This window comes from Chryseobacterium sp. FW101-FHT12H09 (assembly GCF_058790395.1).
In genome coordinates, this window is the sequence record NZ_JBYTCP010000006.1 from 14,213 (window position 1) to 33,164 (window position 18,952).

Genomic DNA, 18,952 nt, shown 5'->3' on the forward strand with positions numbered 1-18,952 from the left:
TTTCAAATTTTAAAATTTAACATTAAGTTGAATTCCAACTGTTCTCGCTGTAGGCAATTGTCCCATTTCCACACCTGAAGTAATCTGATTGTCATTAAGCGTTGCTGCTTCAGGATCAAACAGAGGGAATTTTGTCCACATCCAAAGATTCCTACCAAATAATGCTAAGGTCAGATCTGTTAATTTTAACTTCTCTGTAACGCTTTTTGGAAAAGAATAGGAGATCCGGGCATCTCTAAGCTTTATAAAGGAGGTATCAAATGAGTTGGTTTCAACATTAGCTCTTCTATAATAATCCGCGTAATAAGAGGAAACAGCTACCCCTTTGGTATTAGGGGAATAAGAACCATCTGGATTTTGTACAACACCTTCGCCAACAATTAATCCATTCGGGTTATCTCTTCCTATTAAAGTGTGTTCCAATTTTCCTTGCTCTGTCATTTTATGATGAGACTGTGAATAAGCTATACCTTTATACTGTCCGTCAAATGAAAAACTTACGGTGAAATTTTTATATCTGAATTCATTTTGGAGCCCTGCTCTCCATTTAGGATATGCATTACCAATTTTCTTCATCTGAGTTGGTTTTGCAGTTAGGCCATCAGCTCCATAAACCACCTGCCCATCCGGAGAGTACATTAATCCATATCCATACATGTCACCCAAAGAACCGCCCACAACTGCATTATAATACACCACTCCACCTACGCTTCCCATAGTGTAAGGTTCCCCTTGAAATTCAGATGGAAGAGATAGTATTTTATTTCTGTTCATGGACCAATTGGCATTTACACTCCATGAGAAATTCTTATTCTTAACTGGAAAAGTATTTAAGGTCATTTCAAGACCTCGGTTTCTTATTTCACCTGCATTAATAACTCTGAGGCTATATCCTGTTTCCCATAATGCCGGAATCTTTACGATCTGATCTTTAGAATTGTTTTGATATGCAGTAATAGAATAGCTGATCCTGTTTTTAAGAATACTAAAATCCATTCCGGCCTCAATATTTGTAAGCATTTCAGGTCTTAAATTTGGATTCTGAAAAAGCGATGGTGATTCTACTGATCCGGCAAAAATGCTGTTATTGTAGTATTTCACTAATAAATACGGGTTGGTATCGTTTCCTACTCTGGACCATGATGTTCTGAGCTTCCAATAATTGAATTGATTAGATGTCAGCTTAAAGATATCCGAAAGAATAAATGAGACCCCCGCAGAAGGATAAAAATAAGAACGGTTTTCTTTTGGAAGAGTACTGCTCCAGTCATTTCTTGCGGTAAGATCCAGGAACATTTTATTTTGATATCCTAAAGTAATCAATCCATAGGTACTGTTAACCTGCTTATCACTTGGTGTAGCAAATTTAAATGATGGCGCTATCCCATTTGCAAGAGTATAAATCCCCGGCTTTAGTAAGCCATCAGCCAGATAATCATACATCGTGTATTCTGAATATCTAATGCTTCCCCCTGCCGATGCAGTAATATCAAAATCGTTAAAAGTAGTTTTATAAGTAAATAATAAATCGTTATTTAAATCTGTTTGTTTAATATGCTGCTCTCTGTACATTCCCTGTAAATAGTTCGCGGAGCTCCATGGTCTCTTCTGAGTACGTTCCTCATTGGTTAGTTCAAGACCGGATCTTAACATTACTTCGAAATTCTTGGTAATCTTATAATTCAGATTGACATTTCCGGTAATAAAATTCTTATCAACACCATTTAGCATTTCATAAGCGATCATATAAGGGTTATCGATATATGAACTAAAAGGATGGATCTGATCCACCTGGTATTTATCCTTTTTCCAGATCGGTTGATACCAAGCCAGATCCACATTAGGATTCTGGAAGATCATGAAATAAGAAATAGACTGGTTGCTATATCCTGTGGCGGGTAGATTATCACTTTTTGTTTTATTAAAAGTAAACTTAACCCCAACTTTTAATTTTTCATTTAATTTATGATCAAAGGATAGTGCTGCATTGAACCTGTCAAAACCAGTATTAGGCATCATCCATTCATTTTTCAGATACGTTAATGAAGTTCTGAAAGAAGTATTTTCGTTGGAGGTTTCCAGGGCAATGTTATTTGAAAATGTTGTCCCGGTCTCCCAGAAGCCTTTGATATTATCTTTATAAGGCCTCCACAATTGTCTTGTTAAGCTTTGACCTTCTACAGTGGGATCATATTGAAAATAGGACTGGCCATCGAATTTTGGCCCAAAAGCACTACTTGTACCTCCTGTACTTACTCCGTCCGGTGAAGCTCCATAAGAATAGAAATAATTCCCGTTGGTATCCTTCTGCATGGTACCCTGTCCATATTCGTATTGATAATCCGGCCATTTTAATACACTATCATAGCTGGAATACGAATTTAATGTAATCTGTATTTTTCCTTTTTTAGTTTTCCCGGATTTTGTGGTAATCATAACTGCTCCACCTGCTCCTCTTGAACCATATAAAGCAGCGGCGGTAGAGCCTTTCAGAATTGTTACTGTTTCAATATCATCGGGATTAATACTGTTGACCCCATTTCCATAATCGATTGGTAGATCGGCTTTAGCACCTGCTCCATAAGCAGAAAACCCGGTTCCTGTTGTTGATCCGTTTAAAGGAACACCATCCACTACAATAAGGGCATTGTTCTGATCCATATTCATGGAGATATCTCCTCGTAATTTGATCAATGAACTTCCTAAAGGTCCTGCTCCTGCTGTTTGTATTTTTAAACCCGCTACTTTACCTTCTAAAGACTGAGCCCAGTTATTATTCTGAGTTCTTAAAATCTCCTCAGATTTAATGGTTTCGGCAACATAACCTAAAGATTTATCCTGTCTTTTTATACCTAAAGCAGTTACCACAACTTCATCAATATTTTTTATGGTATCCTTTTTAGCTTTCTGCTGAGCTGTTAGGTTGACGCTAACTAATCCCAACAACGATAAAACCAATAGTTTCTGTGTCTCTTTACGCATATCCTTTTTTGTTTGCGCAAAATTAAAGCGACATTACCAGCAAGACCTTAACAAGGTTTTAACATTTATTAAAAAAATATTAAACCAAATATGAACTAATTATCAACAGAAAGTCACACAACGTTGGTTACCAACACAATAACTTAATTACGTATTTTTAATATGGATAGCATAACTCATATCCCTATCTTTATTGTCTTTTTCTGATAAAATAAAATTACACCATTAAAATATTGAATTTCAGATAATTAATACGGGTATATAAAAAAGGCTTACCCTTTAAAAGAGGCAAGCCTAAGATTTTTAAGTTTAAAATAAACCTTCAGATCATTATTTATTTTTCAGTTGATCAGGAATGTTTGTTGTAATAAACCCAATTCCCTGGCCTTTTAATTTGTCATATACAGCAACATCATTTACTGTCCAGGAGTTCGTAATTAATCCCAATGCTTTTGCTTCAGATATCCAGGTTGGATTTTTATCAAAAACACTGTAATGATAATCTATCCCGTCTAATCCTTCATTTTTGATCTGCTCAGGTGATAACTCTCCATTCAGATATTGAACTTTGAATTTTGGTTCAGCTTTCTTAATCTCTTTACAGATATTTAAACTGAAAGAAATAAATTCACTCTGAGATTCCAACTTCATGTCCTTGATCATCTTAACAGTCTTTTGAACCAATTCATCTTCTTTTTCCTTGGTCTTATCAGGTTTGATCTCAACGATCAATTTAAGTGATTTATCTTTCTTTCCCTGCTTTAGATAATCTTTCAATGTAGGAAAATTCTCACCATTTGATAGTTTCTCCTTCTCCAATTCCTTGAAATCCGTATCAGAAATTTCCATTTTTGCATGATGTTCATCGTGATTAACCACGAGAATACCATCTTTAGTCATCCTTACATCGAACTCAGCTCCGTAAATTTTTAACTTCTGAGCATTTTCCAATGACTTCAATGAATTTTCCGTTGTTGGCGGTTGTGATTGCCAATAGCCTCTGTGTGCGATAATCTGGGTTTGTGCATTCATTACAACTGTACTTAAAACTGCTAACCCTAAGATAATTTTTTTCATAATATAATCAGATAATTAAAAATGTCAAAGTTTAAGACTTTGACATAAAGGTAATATTAAATTTTTAGAAACTATATTTTGCTCCAATCTGAATTTGGTAAGGATTCCCTGATAAAGGCTCTAAACCACTGGTATTTAAACTATACGTAAGCTGCTTCGTAGCCTGATCGAATCCTGTAATTCTGTAAAGAGACATGTTACCATAGGATTTATTAATTCCCCATTCTTTGTTAAGTAAGTTTGCTACGTTAAAGATATCAACAGAAAGTTCGAAGGCTCCTATTTTTTCAAACTTGATCTTTTTTGCTACACGAACATCCCAAACTCCGTAGAATCCGTTCTTTCCACCATTTCTTTCAGCAATTTTATTATTGTAATCTGTGATATAATCTTTTAGCGCTTTTCCAACTTCAGGACTCTCAATCAACGTCTGTGTAAGATTTGGGAAAATATACGCTAAATCATTGCTATCAACGAAATCCCCATTTACATTTCCTCCAGCAGTTACTGAGAAACGTGTACCTCCCATTCCCACATATCGGATCCCCAAAGTAAAGCCAGCAATCGTAGGTGAGTTACCATAAATTACTACTTTATTTCTAAATTGATTATCAGAATATGACATTCTTAAATTTCTTGGATCACCTGAAACCAAAGTAGATAAAGTCGCAGAGTTTGCTACGTTTCCGTTGTAAGAAGTGTTGTCTTTAATATCTGCCCAAGTATAACTCGCTGTAATTTCTCCATCTTTCCAATAGCGGTAACTTGTATCTGCTACGAAAGAGAACTGATTAACCTTTCCATCACTTACAAGCTCAAGCACTCTTCCAAATTTTTTGTTAATTGTTCCTTCTTTCCAGTTCATTGCGCCGTTTGCGCCGATTGTAGCTGCCGGAACATATACTCCTCTCCCGCCTTCATTATTCAATGTGAAAAAAGGATTAGAAACCATATTTCGGTCATAATAGAAATAATTATTTCTTCCCAAAGCCATATATCCTGCAATTCCAGCTCTAAACCTTTCATTAAAGAAGTGGGTATAAGAGATATTTGCCTTGTAAACGATAGGAATTTTTGCGTCTTCTCCTGTATAGTTAATTGTTGGAAGCTGATTTTGAGGCAATGAAGGAACCGTTCCGTAATCATTTCTGTAACTATTAAAATCAGGAGTCAAACCAATTTGTGAAGGATTAACATCTACTGTTGCTAAGTGTCTTCCATCGAATACCAAATTATTGATAATCATATAATTGTTGATATCTGAAGAGAAAATACCAGCTCCGAATTTCACGAAATCTTTATTTCCTTCATTAATATTCCAATCAAACTGAAATCTTGGTTGAATAATAAATGACTTGATTTGGTTATCGGTTCTGATACCCATCTCATCAAATAATTTTTGATTCAATTCTGCCTTTGGATAACCTCCGTAATCTAGTCTTAAACCAGCCATTAAATCAAGACCTTTAGCGATCTTAGTTTGAATCTGACCGTATACACCTAAATTGTAAATATTCGATTTCACAGAAGGATCATCCATCAAAGGAACTTCTCTGTAATATCTGTACGCAATAAGATTGTTGAAATTATATAGATTATCTCCCCCATTCACTGTAGGATTTTCCCTGAAATGGAATCTTCCGTTCACCTCACTTCCGTATATAGATTTTGCCATTGTATACATTAAATCTGCTCCGAAAGTATATTTAATTTTATCTGTATTGTAATATAAATTATCAACAATCTGGAAAACATTATTTCTAAAACTTTCCTGTCCAAAACGGTGACCTCCAATCTGGATATTTGTCGCTTTATCTTTTCCGTCTATACTTGAAACAACGTTCTCAACGATCGCTCTGGGAACAGCATGTCCCAATTCGTCATTCTGATAACTATCTTGTGATGTGAATAAATACTGGGCTTTTAATTCGTTCGTCATATTAGGCTTTAAGTTGGATCTTAAAGTCAATAATAAACTGTTATCTAAGTTCTTATCATTTCCATAAGATTCAAATGCATTAATTGACGTATTGTCTCCTAATCCGTTTTTATTTAAATCGTACGTAAAGTTGTTTCTTAATGTTAATAAGTTATTAGGATTGATCTGCCAGTCTAAACGTAAAAATGCTGCATCAGAATTTCTTACTTTGTCAAAACTTCCAAACTGAGGGTTATTTCCAACTCCGTATTTAGCTCTTGCAATATCTAAGAATTTATTTAAAGTAGCCGTTGTTGTATTTAATCTCAATTCATCATCATGCGATTTAATATCTGCAATCTGCAAAGGTCTTGAATCTAACTGATGATCCCAAGCCACAAAAAAGTGTAATTTATTTTTGATAATTGGGCCTCCCAATGAGAAACCAAACTGAGAAGTCGAGAAATCATTATTAATCTTGTTCCCTCTGATATCATACTTACTGGAAAGCCAATTTGTTCTCAAATATTCCCAGGCACTTCCTGAAAATTTATTGGTTCCGGACTTTGTTACAGCACTTACTGTTCCACCCCCACTTCTTCCTAAGGTAACATCATATTGATTGGTTGTGATTTTAAATTCACGAACCGCCTCTATTGAAATAGAAAACGGAGCACCACTTCGACTTGTCGTAGAACCTGCAGAAGTTGGATTTTTTGCTGTCATTCCGTCAATAGTAAAGTTAGTAGAAGATCCTAACTGACCTGAAATACTTCCGTTTTTACCACTTAAAGGAGATAAATCACTAAGACTGGTGAAGTTTCTTCCATTTACTGGTAGAATTCCGATGTTTTTAGCAGAAATAGCTGTAGCTGCCCCAAGGTTTCCAATTTTATTTTTCAGATTTCCTGTTACAACTACTGTTTCAATCACCTTTTCATTACTTCCAAGATTGACATCTACGGTAACCTGATCTCCAAAATTGACATTGTAACCTTCTCTTTTTTCATCATTTACAATAACCGTATAAGGTCCACCAAGTGGAATCTCCTTGAAGATATACTCCCCTTTTGAATTCGTCTCCGTTTCTGTTCTAAAACCCGTTGACTCATTCACAATGGTTACCTTCACTTTTTCCTGGGTGTTAGTTCCGGTGATTTTTCCGATAATAGAGGCCTGCGTTGTCTGTGCATAAGCCAGTGTTCCAAAGCTTAAAAACAACAATCCTAATACAATCTTTACTTTTCTCATCTTTTCAAATTAGCTGGGGCAAAGGTATTGGGTCTGATGTGGCTAAGTGTTTACGAAAGCTTTAACATTTTTTTAATTAAATTATAACCATATGTTAAATAATTACTAATAAAACATTTATCAATTACATTATCAACCACTTATACCACATTACAAAATCTTAATTTTCTGTGATTATTTAATTGTCTTATTTTCTAAATGATATTTGTTTTAGTTATTTTTGCTCAAAAGAAAGAATCGCAATGTCCGAAAACATTCAACAAAAGATAGAGCAGCTTCGTAAAGAGCTTCATCAGCATAATGAAAATTACTATTTACTGGATGAACCTACCATTTCAGATTTAGAATTTGATCTGTTACTAAAGGAGCTTCAGGATCTTGAGGCAAAACATCCTGAATTTCACGATGTGAATTCTCCCAGTATGCGTGTTGGTGGTGGGATAACCAAAAATTTCCCAACCATTCTGCATCAATTCAGAATGTATTCTCTAGATAATTCTTATGACTTTGATGATCTTGAAGATTGGGAAAAGCGTATTATTAAAACCATTGATGATCCGGTAGAGTTTGTTGCTGAACTAAAATATGATGGAGCTTCCATTTCTATCCTTTATGAAAATGGGAAGTTGATACAAGGGGTTACCCGTGGGGATGGATTTCAGGGAGATGAAATCACAGCTAACGTACGTACCATTTCAGATATTCCATTAACCTTGAAAGGTGATTTTCCTTATCGTTTTTTTATGCGTGGTGAGATATATCTGACCAGAAAAAATTTCGACAAAATCAATAAACTCCGTGAGGAAGAAGGTCTGGATCCTTTCATGAATCCAAGAAATACCGCAAGCGGAAGTCTAAAGATGCAGGACAGTGCTGAAGTTAGAAAGCGTGGACTTTCATCTGTATTATATCAATATATTTCTGAAGAAGTCCCGGCAGAAACGCATTGGGAATTGCTTCAAAAAGCCCAGACCTGGGGTTTTAAAACATCTCAACAGGCAAAGCTTTGTAAAACGTTAGATGAGGTAAAAGATTTTATCACTTTCTGGGACACAGAGCGACATAACTTACCATTTGAAATTGACGGAATTGTATTAAAAGTTAATTCTTTACAACAGCAAAGACAGCTTGGATATACCGCAAAATCACCTCGTTGGGCCATGGCTTATAAATTTAAAGCTGAAAAGGTAGAAACAGAGTTACAAAGTGTTTCTTATCAGGTAGGAAGAACGGGTGCTATTACTCCGGTTGCGAATTTAAAACCTGTTTTACTAGCCGGAACGATTGTCAAGAGAGCCTCCCTTCATAATGAAGATATCATTAAAAAACTTGAGCTTCATGAACATGACTTTGTTTATGTAGAAAAGGGTGGCGAAATTATTCCTAAAATTGTTGGGATCAACAAAGACAAAAGAAACAAGGCAAGCAAAGAAATTGAATACATCAAACATTGTCCTGAATGTGGAACAGAACTTATAAAAGTGGAGGATCAAGCCATCCATTTCTGCCCGAATGAACTGCATTGTCCACCACAGGTGGTTGGAAGAATGATCCATTATGTTTCCAGAAAAGCTTTAAATATAGAAAATTTAGGAAGCGAAACGATTGAACAATTATATAGAGAAAAACTGATCGAAAACCCTGCAGATTTTTATACTTTAACGAAGGAACAGCTTCTACCCCTGGAAAGAATGGCAGAAAAGTCAGCTCAGAATATTATCTCAGGAATTGAGAAATCAAAAGAAATTCCTTTTGAAAAAGTTCTTTATGGAATTGGTATCAAACATGTTGGAGAAACAGTTGCAAAGAAACTGGTTAAAAATTTTGCAACCATAGACGATTTAAAAGCAGCCACTGCTGAAGAACTTTGTCAGGTTGAAGATATAGGATCAAAAATCGCCTATAGTATTGAAGCCTTTTTCAATAATTCTGAAAATCTCTTAATGTTGGAGCGCCTAAAATCTTATGGAGTTCAGCTGGTAAAAGGAGAAAACACAAATGAAGTTTTATCAAACGTCCTTGATGGAAAAACATTTCTCTTTACCGGAAAACTATCTTTATTCACAAGAGAATCTGCTGAAGATATGGTAGAAAAGCATGGTGGAAAAAATATTTCTGCTGTTTCTAAAAATCTTAATTTCCTTGTTGTAGGTGAAAAGGCAGGAAGCAAATTAAAAAAAGCTCAGGATATCGGAACAATTGAAATACTTGATGAACAGCAGTTTTTGGATTTGATAGAAAAACAATAAAAATTTTATAGTTTTCACTAATAATTAACAAATAAGCCATTGAGATATAGTCTTAATGGCTTACTTTTGCTCATCTACTAATAAACTAAAAAATAACAAACTAATAATAATCCATGAAAAAAATCTACTTAATCATTGGTATGATTATGTTTACTGTGTTTCAAGCACAGATTGTAAATATTCCTGATGCAAATTTTAAAAGCTTACTGGTCTCTGATTATCCGTATATGGCCAAAGACCTTTATGATAACAATACAATCATCGACACAAATCATGATGGAGAAATTCAGCTGTCCGAGGCTGCTAATATCAGTAAATTAGATTTAGATATAGATCAAATGCCAAGCTATTCAAGTCTTTTTAATAATATTGTTTCAACAGTAGGAATAAAAAGCTTCACTAATCTTACAAACCTTTCTATAGATAACTTCCCGTTATTGCAAACCATTGATCTAGGTAATAGTCCTTTATTGCACAAATTAGATATTAGCAGATGTTATGTACTATCATCAGTAAACATTCAAGGTTGTACTCAATTATATGATCTTGACATTTTTTTTAGTAATATACCTTCTATTGATCTGTCCGGATTAACAAACTTGTACGAAGTGAGCATGACGCAATGTCAGCTTTCTAATATATATTTTAACAATAATATTAATCTCAACAGCCTATCGTTAACATCAAATCATCTTCAAACATTGCCTTTAAATCAAACACCCAATTTAAAATTTTTAGTTATTGCAGGTAATCAATTTACAACACTTAATTTTAATGCTTTCCCAAATCTTCAATCTTTAAATTGCACATACAATCATTTTACAACTATTGATCTATCTCAAAATGCAAGTCTACAATCTTTTGCCTGCGACATGAATCCTAATCTTCAATCTTTATTTATTAAGAATGGAATCAATAACTTTACACAAAACTATAATTCAACTTTCTCCAGTACTCCAAATCTTGTTTATATTTGTGCAGATGACTATGAAATTTCCAATGTAGTTGCTCTATTACCATCTACAAGTTCATGTGTTGTAAACTCATATTGTTCCTATACTCCAGGGGGAACATTTTACACAATCTTAGGGAAAACAAAGTATGATGGCAATAATAACGGATGTGATATTAATGATATAAGCAAAGCTTTTCAAAAATTCAACATTACTAATGGAACTACTTCAGGTAGTGTGATAGCAAACAACTCTGGAAATTATTCGATTCCTGTACAAGCAGGTTCCCATACAATAACACCTGTTCTTGAAAATCCAACCTATTTTAATATTTCACCTATAAGCGTCACAGCTAACTTTCCAGCTCAAGCAAGTCCATTAACTCAAAACTTTTGCATGACAGCTAATGGGACTCATAATGACCTTGAAGTAGTTATAATCCCTGTTACTGCTGCAGCACCCGGTTTTGATACAAAATATAAAATCATTTATAAAAATAAAGGTACTACAACACAATCAGGAACTTTGATTTATAATTTCAATGACGATCTGATAAACTATCTAAATTCTACGATTGCTCCCAATTCACAATCAACGGGAATTCTATCATGGAATTTCACCAATCTTTTGCCTTTCGAGACCAAAGAAATTATAGTAACTTTTAAATTAAATACACCAACACAAATACCTGCTTTAAATGGTGGGGATATATTGCATTACACTGCACAGGTTAATGCAGCCACAGATGATACACCGGTAGATAATACATTCACTTTAAACCAAACTGTAGTTAATTCTCTCGATCCGAATGATAAAACGTGTCTTGAAGGAACTTCTATTACCCAGGCTAAGGTTGGAGATTACGTTCATTATCTTATCAGATTTGAAAATACGGGTACAGCCAATGCACATAATATTGTGGTAAAAGATGAAATTGATGCTACGAAATTTGATATTTCAAGCTTAGTATCTCTTCATGGAAGTCATAACTTTGTAACAAGAGTAAATTCGAATGTTGTAGAATTTATATTTGAAAATATTCAACTTCCTTTTGATGATGCCAATAATGATGGATATGTTTCATTTAAGATCAAAACAAAATCCAATTTGGTTATTGGGGATAGTTTCAGCAATACAGCTAAAATCTATTTTGATTATAATGCACCTATCATTACCAATACTTCTACAACTTCTGTTCAGAATACTTTAGGAACAACAGAAATTAATAATGATAAAACCCAATTCAGCATCTATCCAAATCCTGTAAAAGAGGTATTATTCATTAAATCAAAAGAGAATATTATAAAGGCTGAGATTTATGATATAGCGGGAAGAATTTTAAGCTCTATGAGTGTAACTGATAATTCGGTCAATACTTCTGAGCTTACAAAAGGAAATTATATCATCAAATTATTCACAAAAGATAAATCTATCATGCAGAAGTTTATCAAGAATTAATTTAAACTCATTTATAAAGCGCCAAGACTGTCTATTAAGACAGTCTTTTTTATTCAAATTATGACAATAAAAAGCTTGAAAACCTTATTGAAAACCAATAAATTAATTTAATACAAAAGGAGAAAAATAAACCATTGAGATTACATCTTAATAGCTTACTTTTGTGCGTTTTTAACTAACGAAAAAATTTAATGCAATAATATAAACCGCATGAAAAAAATCTACATCATTATTTCTTTAATTTTATTTTCTGTGTTTAATGCGCAGATTGTGAATATTCCGGATGCGAATTTTAAAGCAAAACTCTTATCTTCAACTAATTCTAATGAAATAGCAGTAAATGCTTCAGGAAATGGCTTTAAAATTGATGCAAATGATGATGGGGAAATTCAAGTGTCAGAAGCATTAGTTGTAGCCAAGCTTAAGATTGAAAATAATTTAGGTTCAATTGTGGATGTTACTGGAATTAATGCATTTATAAATCTTAAAGTACTTACTATTAGTGATAACAATTTAGCTTCTTTAAGTTTAAATTTACCATTTTTGAATTATTTAAGTGTAGGTTCAACTCAGTTATCGGTAATAAATATTGCAGCTTGTACCAGTCTTGAAACAGTATGGCTTTCTAGTAATAATACAAGCTTATCTCCTAATAATAGTAATGTAACTTTTTTGAGCTTAGATGGGCTTAATCTTCAGACAATAAATTTACAGGGTTGTCCTGCCCTTAAAAATGTGCAATTAAGTGGTATAGTTCTTCAAAATATAAATGGAAGTAATATGTCCAATCTGGAAGAGGTAACTATTACTGATGCACCTCTTTTATCACAAATAAACTTTAGCGCTTCGCCAATGATTGAAAAATTCACCATCAATAATACTGGCCTACCTAATTTAAATCTTGCAAATTTTACTAGTCTTGAGCTTTTAAGCGGTACAAATAATTCATTTCAAAATGTTATTTTAGATGGTTGTATCTCTCTTTTAAGTATTAATTTGCCCAATAATCATATAGCAAGCTTAAGCATGAGTAATGTAAATAACATTGCATCTATTACTTTATCAAAAAATAATTTAACATCTCTTTCTCTAAACAATCTCAATAACTTGGGTCATTTGGATTGTAAAGAAAATAATATTTCAAATTTAACTTTAAACAATTTACCAAATCTCCAAAATTTATATCTCACTTCCAATCATCTAACAAGTCTTAATCTTTCAAGTACACCAAAAATTAGTTCATTACTATGTAGTTATAATCAATTAGCAAATTTAGATTTGAGTTTACTTACTAAGTTGCAAACTATTGAATGCTCAAATAATTTATTACCAGAGCTTAATTTTACTAATAACAAATTATTATCTTATTTACAGTGTACAAACAATCCTAATCTTACAAAAATATTTCTCAAAAACGGCTCATCTCAACCTATTTCTTCCACTTACTTATTTCCAAATCCAAGTCTAACATATATATGTTGTGATGATGAGGAAATGGCTCTTTTCAATTATGCATACAGTAACAACGGTAGTACCGTTATTAACAGTTATTGTTCATTTACACCTGGAGGCCCTTTCTACACTATTGAAGGAAATACAAAGTACGATTCAAATAATAATGGATGTGATGTCAATGATAATAATAAAGCCCTTCAACATTTTAAGGTAATTGGTGGTGGATTAACTGGAAATGCCTTTGCTAATAGTTCGGGGAACTATTCAATCCCTGTACAAGCCGGTTTTCAAACAATAATTCCTGTTCTTGAAAATCCAACCTATTTTAACATCTCGCCTTCAAGTTTTACCGCAAATTTTCCAACTCAAACAAGTCCATTAATTCAAAATCTTTGTGTGACAGCTAATGGGACTCATAATGACCTTGAAGTAGTTATAATCCCTATTATTGCTGCAGCACCTGGTTTTGATACAAAATACAGAATCGTATATAAAAATAAAGGTACTACAACACAGTCAGGAACTTTAATTTATAATTATAATGATGATCTGATGAATTATCTAAATTCTACGATTTCTCCCAATTCGCAATCAACAGGAATTTTATCATGGAATTTCGCCAATCTTTTACCTTTCGAGACCAGAGAAATTATAGTAACTTTTAAATTAAATACACCGACACAAACACCTGCTTTAAATGGTGGGGATATATTGCATTACACTGCACAGGTTAATGCAGCCACAGATGATACACCGGCAGATAATACATTTACTTTAAATCAAACGGTGGTTAATTCTTTTGACCCAAATGATAAAACTTGTTTGGAGGGATCTTCTATTACTCAGGCCAAAGTTGGAGATTACGTTCATTATTTAATTAGGTTTGAAAATACCGGTACAGCCAATGCACATAATATTGTGGTAAAAGATGAAATTGATGCCACGAAATTTGACATTTCAAGTTTAATACCTCTTCATGGAAGTCATAATTTTGTAACAAGAGTGAATTCAAATGTTGTAGAATTTATATTTGAAAATATTCAGCTTCCATTTGATGACGCCAATAATGATGGATATGTTTCATTTAAGATCAAAACAAAAGCTAATTTGATTATTGGTGATAGTTTCAGCAATACAGCCAAGATTTATTTTGATTATAACGCACCTATCATTACAAATACTTCTACAACTTCTGTTCAGAATACTTTAGGAACAACAGAAATTAATAATGATAAAACCCAATTCAGCATCTATCCAAATCCTGTAAAAGAGGTATTATTCATTAAATCAAAAGAGAAAGTTGTAAAAGCCGAGATCTATGATGTTACAGGAAGAATTTTAAGCTCTATGAGTGTAACTGATAATTCGGTCAATACTTCTGAACTTACAAAAGGAAATTATATCATCAAATTATTCACAAAAGATAAATCTATCATGCAGAAGTTTATCAAGAATTAATTTAAACTTATTATAAAAATCTAAGACTGTCTTAATAGACAGTCTTTTTTTATCTGCTTTCGTTATCACTTAAGAATTTATTGTACTTTTATTCAAGGTTTTAATTTTAGACAAATGGATTTTCTACAAGATCACTATTCTATACAAAATGAGTTGTTATTGATATTCATCTCAGTAATGCTTGGGCTTTTTATAGGGGCAGAAAGAGAATACCGAAATAAATCAGCGGGACTCCGAACTTTTATCCTGGTATGCTTCGGATCTTGCCTATTCACTATTTTATCTATAAAAATAGGAGTTGAAAATCCCGACCGTATTGCTGCAAATATTATTACAGGTATTGGTTTTTTAGGAGCCGGAGTTATTTTTAAAGGTGATAACAAAATAGATGGAATTACGACAGCCACAACGATATGGGCAACAGCTTCAATAGGAATGGCCATCGGTTCTGGATATGTTTACTTTTCTTTATTAGGAACTGCTTTAGTGCTATTGGTTCTTAGTTCACTTAGCTACCTTCAAAACTTTATTGATAACAACCATAAAATCAGAGAATATAAAATAGCTATTTCAGCTTCAGATCATATTAGTCATTGTGAAGAATTATTCAGAAATAATCATTTAAAGTTTCTTATTATGAGGCAACAATATGCCCAAGGAAGTTTAACAACAACATGGAGGCTTACAGGAAATACTAAACATCATGAATTCTTAATCAAGCAAATGATGAATGACCCCAAAATTATATCTTATCAGTTTTAAAGTAATAATACTTTATGCTATATCTCAATCAAAAATACCTTTATCACAATACAAATATATTTTTCACCAGAAGGTATTAAGTACCCTTTTATTTATATCTGCGCGTGTTTTCAGCACATTTTGTAACCTATAATTTTAATTTTCTTCGTAAATTGAGCAAAATTTTTGATTATGATAAAAAAGATACTTTTATCTGCATTTCTTTTGCCTGCTGCGATGGCTTTTGCTCAGCAATACGGAGGAATGTGGATCCCCACGGAGCTGAATGAAAAGGAAATGAAGGACCTGGGAATGAAAATCTCTGCAAAAGACATCTTCAACCCTCAAAAAGCAAGTATTAAAGATGCTGTTGTACAATTCAACGGTGGTTGTACTGCTGAGATCATTTCACCAAAAGGGCTACTACTGACGAATCATCATTGTGGTTACGGGCAGATTCAGGCTCATTCTACCGTACAAAATGATCTTTTATCTAATGGTTTCTGGGCAAAAAACATGAGTACAGAACTTCCTAACCCGGGAGTAACAGTAGATTTTATCGTAGATATCAAAGAAGCAACTGATCAGATTTTAGAAGGAACAGATAACCTTACAGAGCCTGAACTTTCAAAGAAAATCAACACCAATATTGAGATTTATAAAAACGCTCAAAAAATAGAAAACTACCAATCTATTTCTGTAAAATCTATGTATTACGGTAATAAATATTACGCTTATACAATAGAGACCTATAAAGATATTCGTTTGGTGGGTGCACCACCACAAAGTATCGGAAAATTCGGAAGTGACACAGATAACTGGGTTTGGCCGAGACATACAGGGGATTTCTCTATGTTCAGAATTTACGCCGATAAGAATAACAAACCCGCAGAATATTCAACAGACAATGTTCCTTATGTACCGAAACATTATCTTCCGGTTTCTATCAAGGATAAAAATGAAAATGATTTCACATTTGTATTCGGTTTCCCAGGAAAGACAACGGAATATCTTCCAGCTATTGCAGTTGAAAAGATCATGAATGAAATTGATCCTGCGAAAATAGCGGTTCGTGATGTTGCTTTAAAAACCTTGGACGAGAAAATGCGTACTGATAGCGGAACACGCATAAAATATGCATCAAAATATGCATCTGTAGCCAACTACTGGAAAAAATGGATCGGTGAGACTGAGGGTCTTAAAAAGTCCAATGCAGTTGAGAAAAAAGTAATGTATGAAGGTTCTTTGGTTGCTAAAAATCCTGAAATTAAAATAACTTTAGATCAATTAAATAAACTGTACACAGAACAAGCTCCTTATGCTTTAAACAATGCATATTACTCTGAGGTGATCAGAAATGCAGAAACTTTAGCATTAGCTAATTTGTATTCTAATTATATTGCTTCTGTAGAAGCAGGAAGAATGGATGAAAAGGCAATTACCGCTTTAAAAAATAAATTAACTTCATTTTACAAAGATTACAGTCCTGAACTTGATGCAAAAGTAACTGCTAAATTGCTAGCATTGTATGCAAACAAAACAGCACCACAATTTCTACCTTCCGGGTTTGATAAGTTCAAAAATGAAACCCAGAATATCCAGAATATAGAAGAAATTTCTAAAAATTCTGTTATTACAGGTAGAACAACTGTAAATGGAGCTTCTCTAAGTTCTGATATCGACAAAGCATTTTCTAATCAGGATAAGTTGATCAAAACGCTTAAAAAAGACCCTGTTTATCAATTATTTTCAAATATAAAAGATACTTATACTAAAACCGCTGATCCTCAGTTTACAGGAATTCAGACAAAAATTGATGCTTTACAGAAAAAATTCATGGCGCAGCAGATCACAACAGATAAAGACAGAAAGTTCTTTCCTGATGCGAACTCTACACTTCGTGTAACGTATGGTAAAGTGAAAGGTTCTAGTCCTAGAGATGCTGTTTCTTATGGTTATCAGACACACCTAGCTGGGGTTATAGAAAAATATGTTCCTGGAGATTATGAATTTGATGTTCCAAAAAAACTAATTGATCTTTATAACAAAAAAGATTTTGGAAATTACAAAGATAAAGGTGGTGATGTTCCTGTAGGATTTACAGCTACCAATCATACAACAGGAGGAAATTCCGGAAGCCCTGCTCTAGATGCTTATGGAAATTTGGTAGGATTGAATTTTGACAGACAATGGGAGGGAACAATGAGTGACATTAATTATGATCCTCGTTTCAGCAGAAATATCATGGTTGACACTAAATATATTCTATTCATTATTGATAAATTTGCCGATTCCAAATGGCTGATCGATGAGATGAAAATTATAAAATAATTGTTTCTACAACTATAAATTTTAAAACCTATTTAATCACTTAAATAGGTTTTTTTGTTTTTATATAAACTTGCAAATCATTCTATTGGAATCTAAGGATAACTGTTACACATGGGTAAAATCTATAGAAAATTAATCTAATGAGATCAAAGCAGTTTGTAACTTTAATAAAAACTCTTTTATGAATGATAATCATCTTAAAATGTGTACAGAATGTGGCACACAATATCCCGAAGACCTTACAAATAATATATGCATCATTTGTGAAGACGAAAGACAAGCAGTGCCTCAAAGTGGACAGTCCTGGACAAATCACGAAAAGCTATTAGAAAATCATAGTGTAGAAATAAAAAAGCTCAACGACAGGCTATACGAATTCTTAATTACACCTAGATTCTCCATCGGACAGCGAGCTCTATTTGTAATCTCGGAAAGTGGTAATATACTTTGGGACTGTATCCCTCTGCTTGATGAAGGGGTTATAGAATTCATTAAAATTAATGGTGGCCTAAAAGTTATTGCATTCTCTCATCCACATTACTATTCAAATATGAAAATGTGGGCAAAAGCTTTCGGTTGCAAAATTTATATTCATGAAAAAGATAAAGAATGGATAGTGAATGGTGGAAGTTTCATAGAATTGTGGAATGGCAATAATATCAAGCTATGGGACGAATTCAGGCTCCATAATATTGGTGGTCACTTTGAAGGAAGTTCTGTCATAGAAATACCTTGGATGAGCGAAAACGGAACTCTTTTAATTGGAGATACTATGTATTTATCTCCATCAATGAAACATTTTGCAACGATGAGAAGCTATCCAAACAGAATCCCACTTCCGCTAAATGAAATTAAAAGAATTGAAAAACGCTTTGAAGAAATAAACTTTGATACCATTTATGGCTTTTACTCTTATCAGAATGTTGAAAAAAATGCAAAAGAAATTGTAAATAACTCATTTGACAAATATCAGTAATGGATGGTACTTAAAAATGTAAAATGGAAAGTTTACCAGCAGAGTTTTAAGTTTTGGCTAAAGCCGAGTGGACTTTGATTTATATGGAAGGTGGGCTTTAGCC

9 protein-coding genes are annotated in these 18,952 nt (G+C 33.4%); 6 read left to right on the forward strand and 3 right to left on the reverse strand.

The annotated features are described in order from the left end of the window. Positions 1–9 precede the first annotated feature (9 nt). From AC3WRL_RS22495 to AC3WRL_RS22505, 3 genes are all read right to left on the reverse strand, one after another. Positions 10–2,982: a SusC/RagA family TonB-linked outer membrane protein gene (locus AC3WRL_RS22495; protein ID WP_214833558.1), complete on the reverse strand. Its 2,973-nt coding sequence runs from the start codon at positions 2,980–2,982 to the stop codon at positions 10–12. Between the two features lie 330 nt (positions 2,983–3,312). Further along, positions 3,313–4,059: a glycerophosphodiester phosphodiesterase family protein gene (locus AC3WRL_RS22500; RefSeq protein ID WP_214833561.1), complete on the reverse strand. Its 747-nt coding sequence runs from the start codon at positions 4,057–4,059 to the stop codon at positions 3,313–3,315. A 64-nt stretch (positions 4,060–4,123) separates the two neighbouring features. Beyond that, positions 4,124–7,228 (reverse strand): TonB-dependent receptor, encoded by a 3,105-nt coding sequence (locus AC3WRL_RS22505; RefSeq protein WP_214833564.1) that lies wholly within the window; start codon positions 7,226–7,228, stop codon positions 4,124–4,126. A gap of 242 nt (positions 7,229–7,470) precedes the next feature. Between AC3WRL_RS22505 and ligA the strand changes: the two genes are divergently transcribed. From ligA to AC3WRL_RS22535, 6 genes are all read left to right on the forward strand, one after another. After that, positions 7,471–9,477, forward strand: coding sequence for an NAD-dependent DNA ligase LigA (gene ligA / locus AC3WRL_RS22510; RefSeq protein ID WP_492331281.1), 2,007 nt, complete (start codon positions 7,471–7,473; stop codon positions 9,475–9,477). A gap of 113 nt (positions 9,478–9,590) precedes the next feature. Next, positions 9,591–11,888, forward strand: coding sequence for a DUF7619 domain-containing protein (locus tag AC3WRL_RS22515; RefSeq protein WP_492331282.1), 2,298 nt, complete (start codon positions 9,591–9,593; stop codon positions 11,886–11,888). A 210-nt stretch (positions 11,889–12,098) separates the two neighbouring features. Further along, positions 12,099–14,801, forward strand: coding sequence for a DUF7619 domain-containing protein (locus AC3WRL_RS22520; protein WP_492331283.1), 2,703 nt, complete (start codon positions 12,099–12,101; stop codon positions 14,799–14,801). A 114-nt stretch (positions 14,802–14,915) separates the two neighbouring features. After that, positions 14,916–15,563: an MgtC/SapB family protein gene (locus AC3WRL_RS22525; protein ID WP_261512967.1), complete on the forward strand. Its 648-nt coding sequence runs from the start codon at positions 14,916–14,918 to the stop codon at positions 15,561–15,563. A gap of 171 nt (positions 15,564–15,734) precedes the next feature. Beyond that, the gene (locus AC3WRL_RS22530; RefSeq protein WP_492331284.1) at positions 15,735–17,873 is read left to right on the forward strand and encodes a S46 family peptidase; all 2,139 of its coding nucleotides are present in this window, start codon (positions 15,735–15,737) and stop codon (positions 17,871–17,873) included. 181 nt (positions 17,874–18,054) lie between these two features. Continuing rightward, entirely contained in the window at positions 18,055–18,849 is a 795-nt protein-coding gene (locus tag AC3WRL_RS22535) for an MBL fold metallo-hydrolase (RefSeq protein WP_261512969.1), read from the forward strand. The last annotated feature ends 103 nt before the right edge of the window (positions 18,850–18,952 follow it).

Excerpts from the sequence above, each read along its gene's own strand:
- AC3WRL_RS22495 (WP_214833558.1), bottom strand. The coding sequence starts at position 2,982 with ATGCGTAAAGAGACACAGAAACTATTGGTTTTATCGTTGTTGGGATTA.
- AC3WRL_RS22500 (WP_214833561.1), bottom strand. The coding sequence starts at position 4,059 with ATGAAAAAAATTATCTTAGGGTTAGCAGTTTTAAGTACAGTTGTAATG.
- AC3WRL_RS22505 (WP_214833564.1), bottom strand. The coding sequence starts at position 7,228 with ATGAGAAAAGTAAAGATTGTATTAGGATTGTTGTTTTTAAGCTTTGGA.
- ligA (WP_492331281.1), top strand. The coding sequence starts at position 7,471 with ATGTCCGAAAACATTCAACAAAAGATAGAGCAGCTTCGTAAAGAGCTT.
- AC3WRL_RS22515 (WP_492331282.1), top strand. The coding sequence starts at position 9,591 with ATGAAAAAAATCTACTTAATCATTGGTATGATTATGTTTACTGTGTTT.
- AC3WRL_RS22520 (WP_492331283.1), top strand. The coding sequence starts at position 12,099 with ATGAAAAAAATCTACATCATTATTTCTTTAATTTTATTTTCTGTGTTT.
- AC3WRL_RS22525 (WP_261512967.1), top strand. The coding sequence starts at position 14,916 with ATGGATTTTCTACAAGATCACTATTCTATACAAAATGAGTTGTTATTG.
- AC3WRL_RS22530 (WP_492331284.1), top strand. The coding sequence starts at position 15,735 with ATGATAAAAAAGATACTTTTATCTGCATTTCTTTTGCCTGCTGCGATG.
- AC3WRL_RS22535 (WP_261512969.1), top strand. The coding sequence starts at position 18,055 with ATGAATGATAATCATCTTAAAATGTGTACAGAATGTGGCACACAATAT.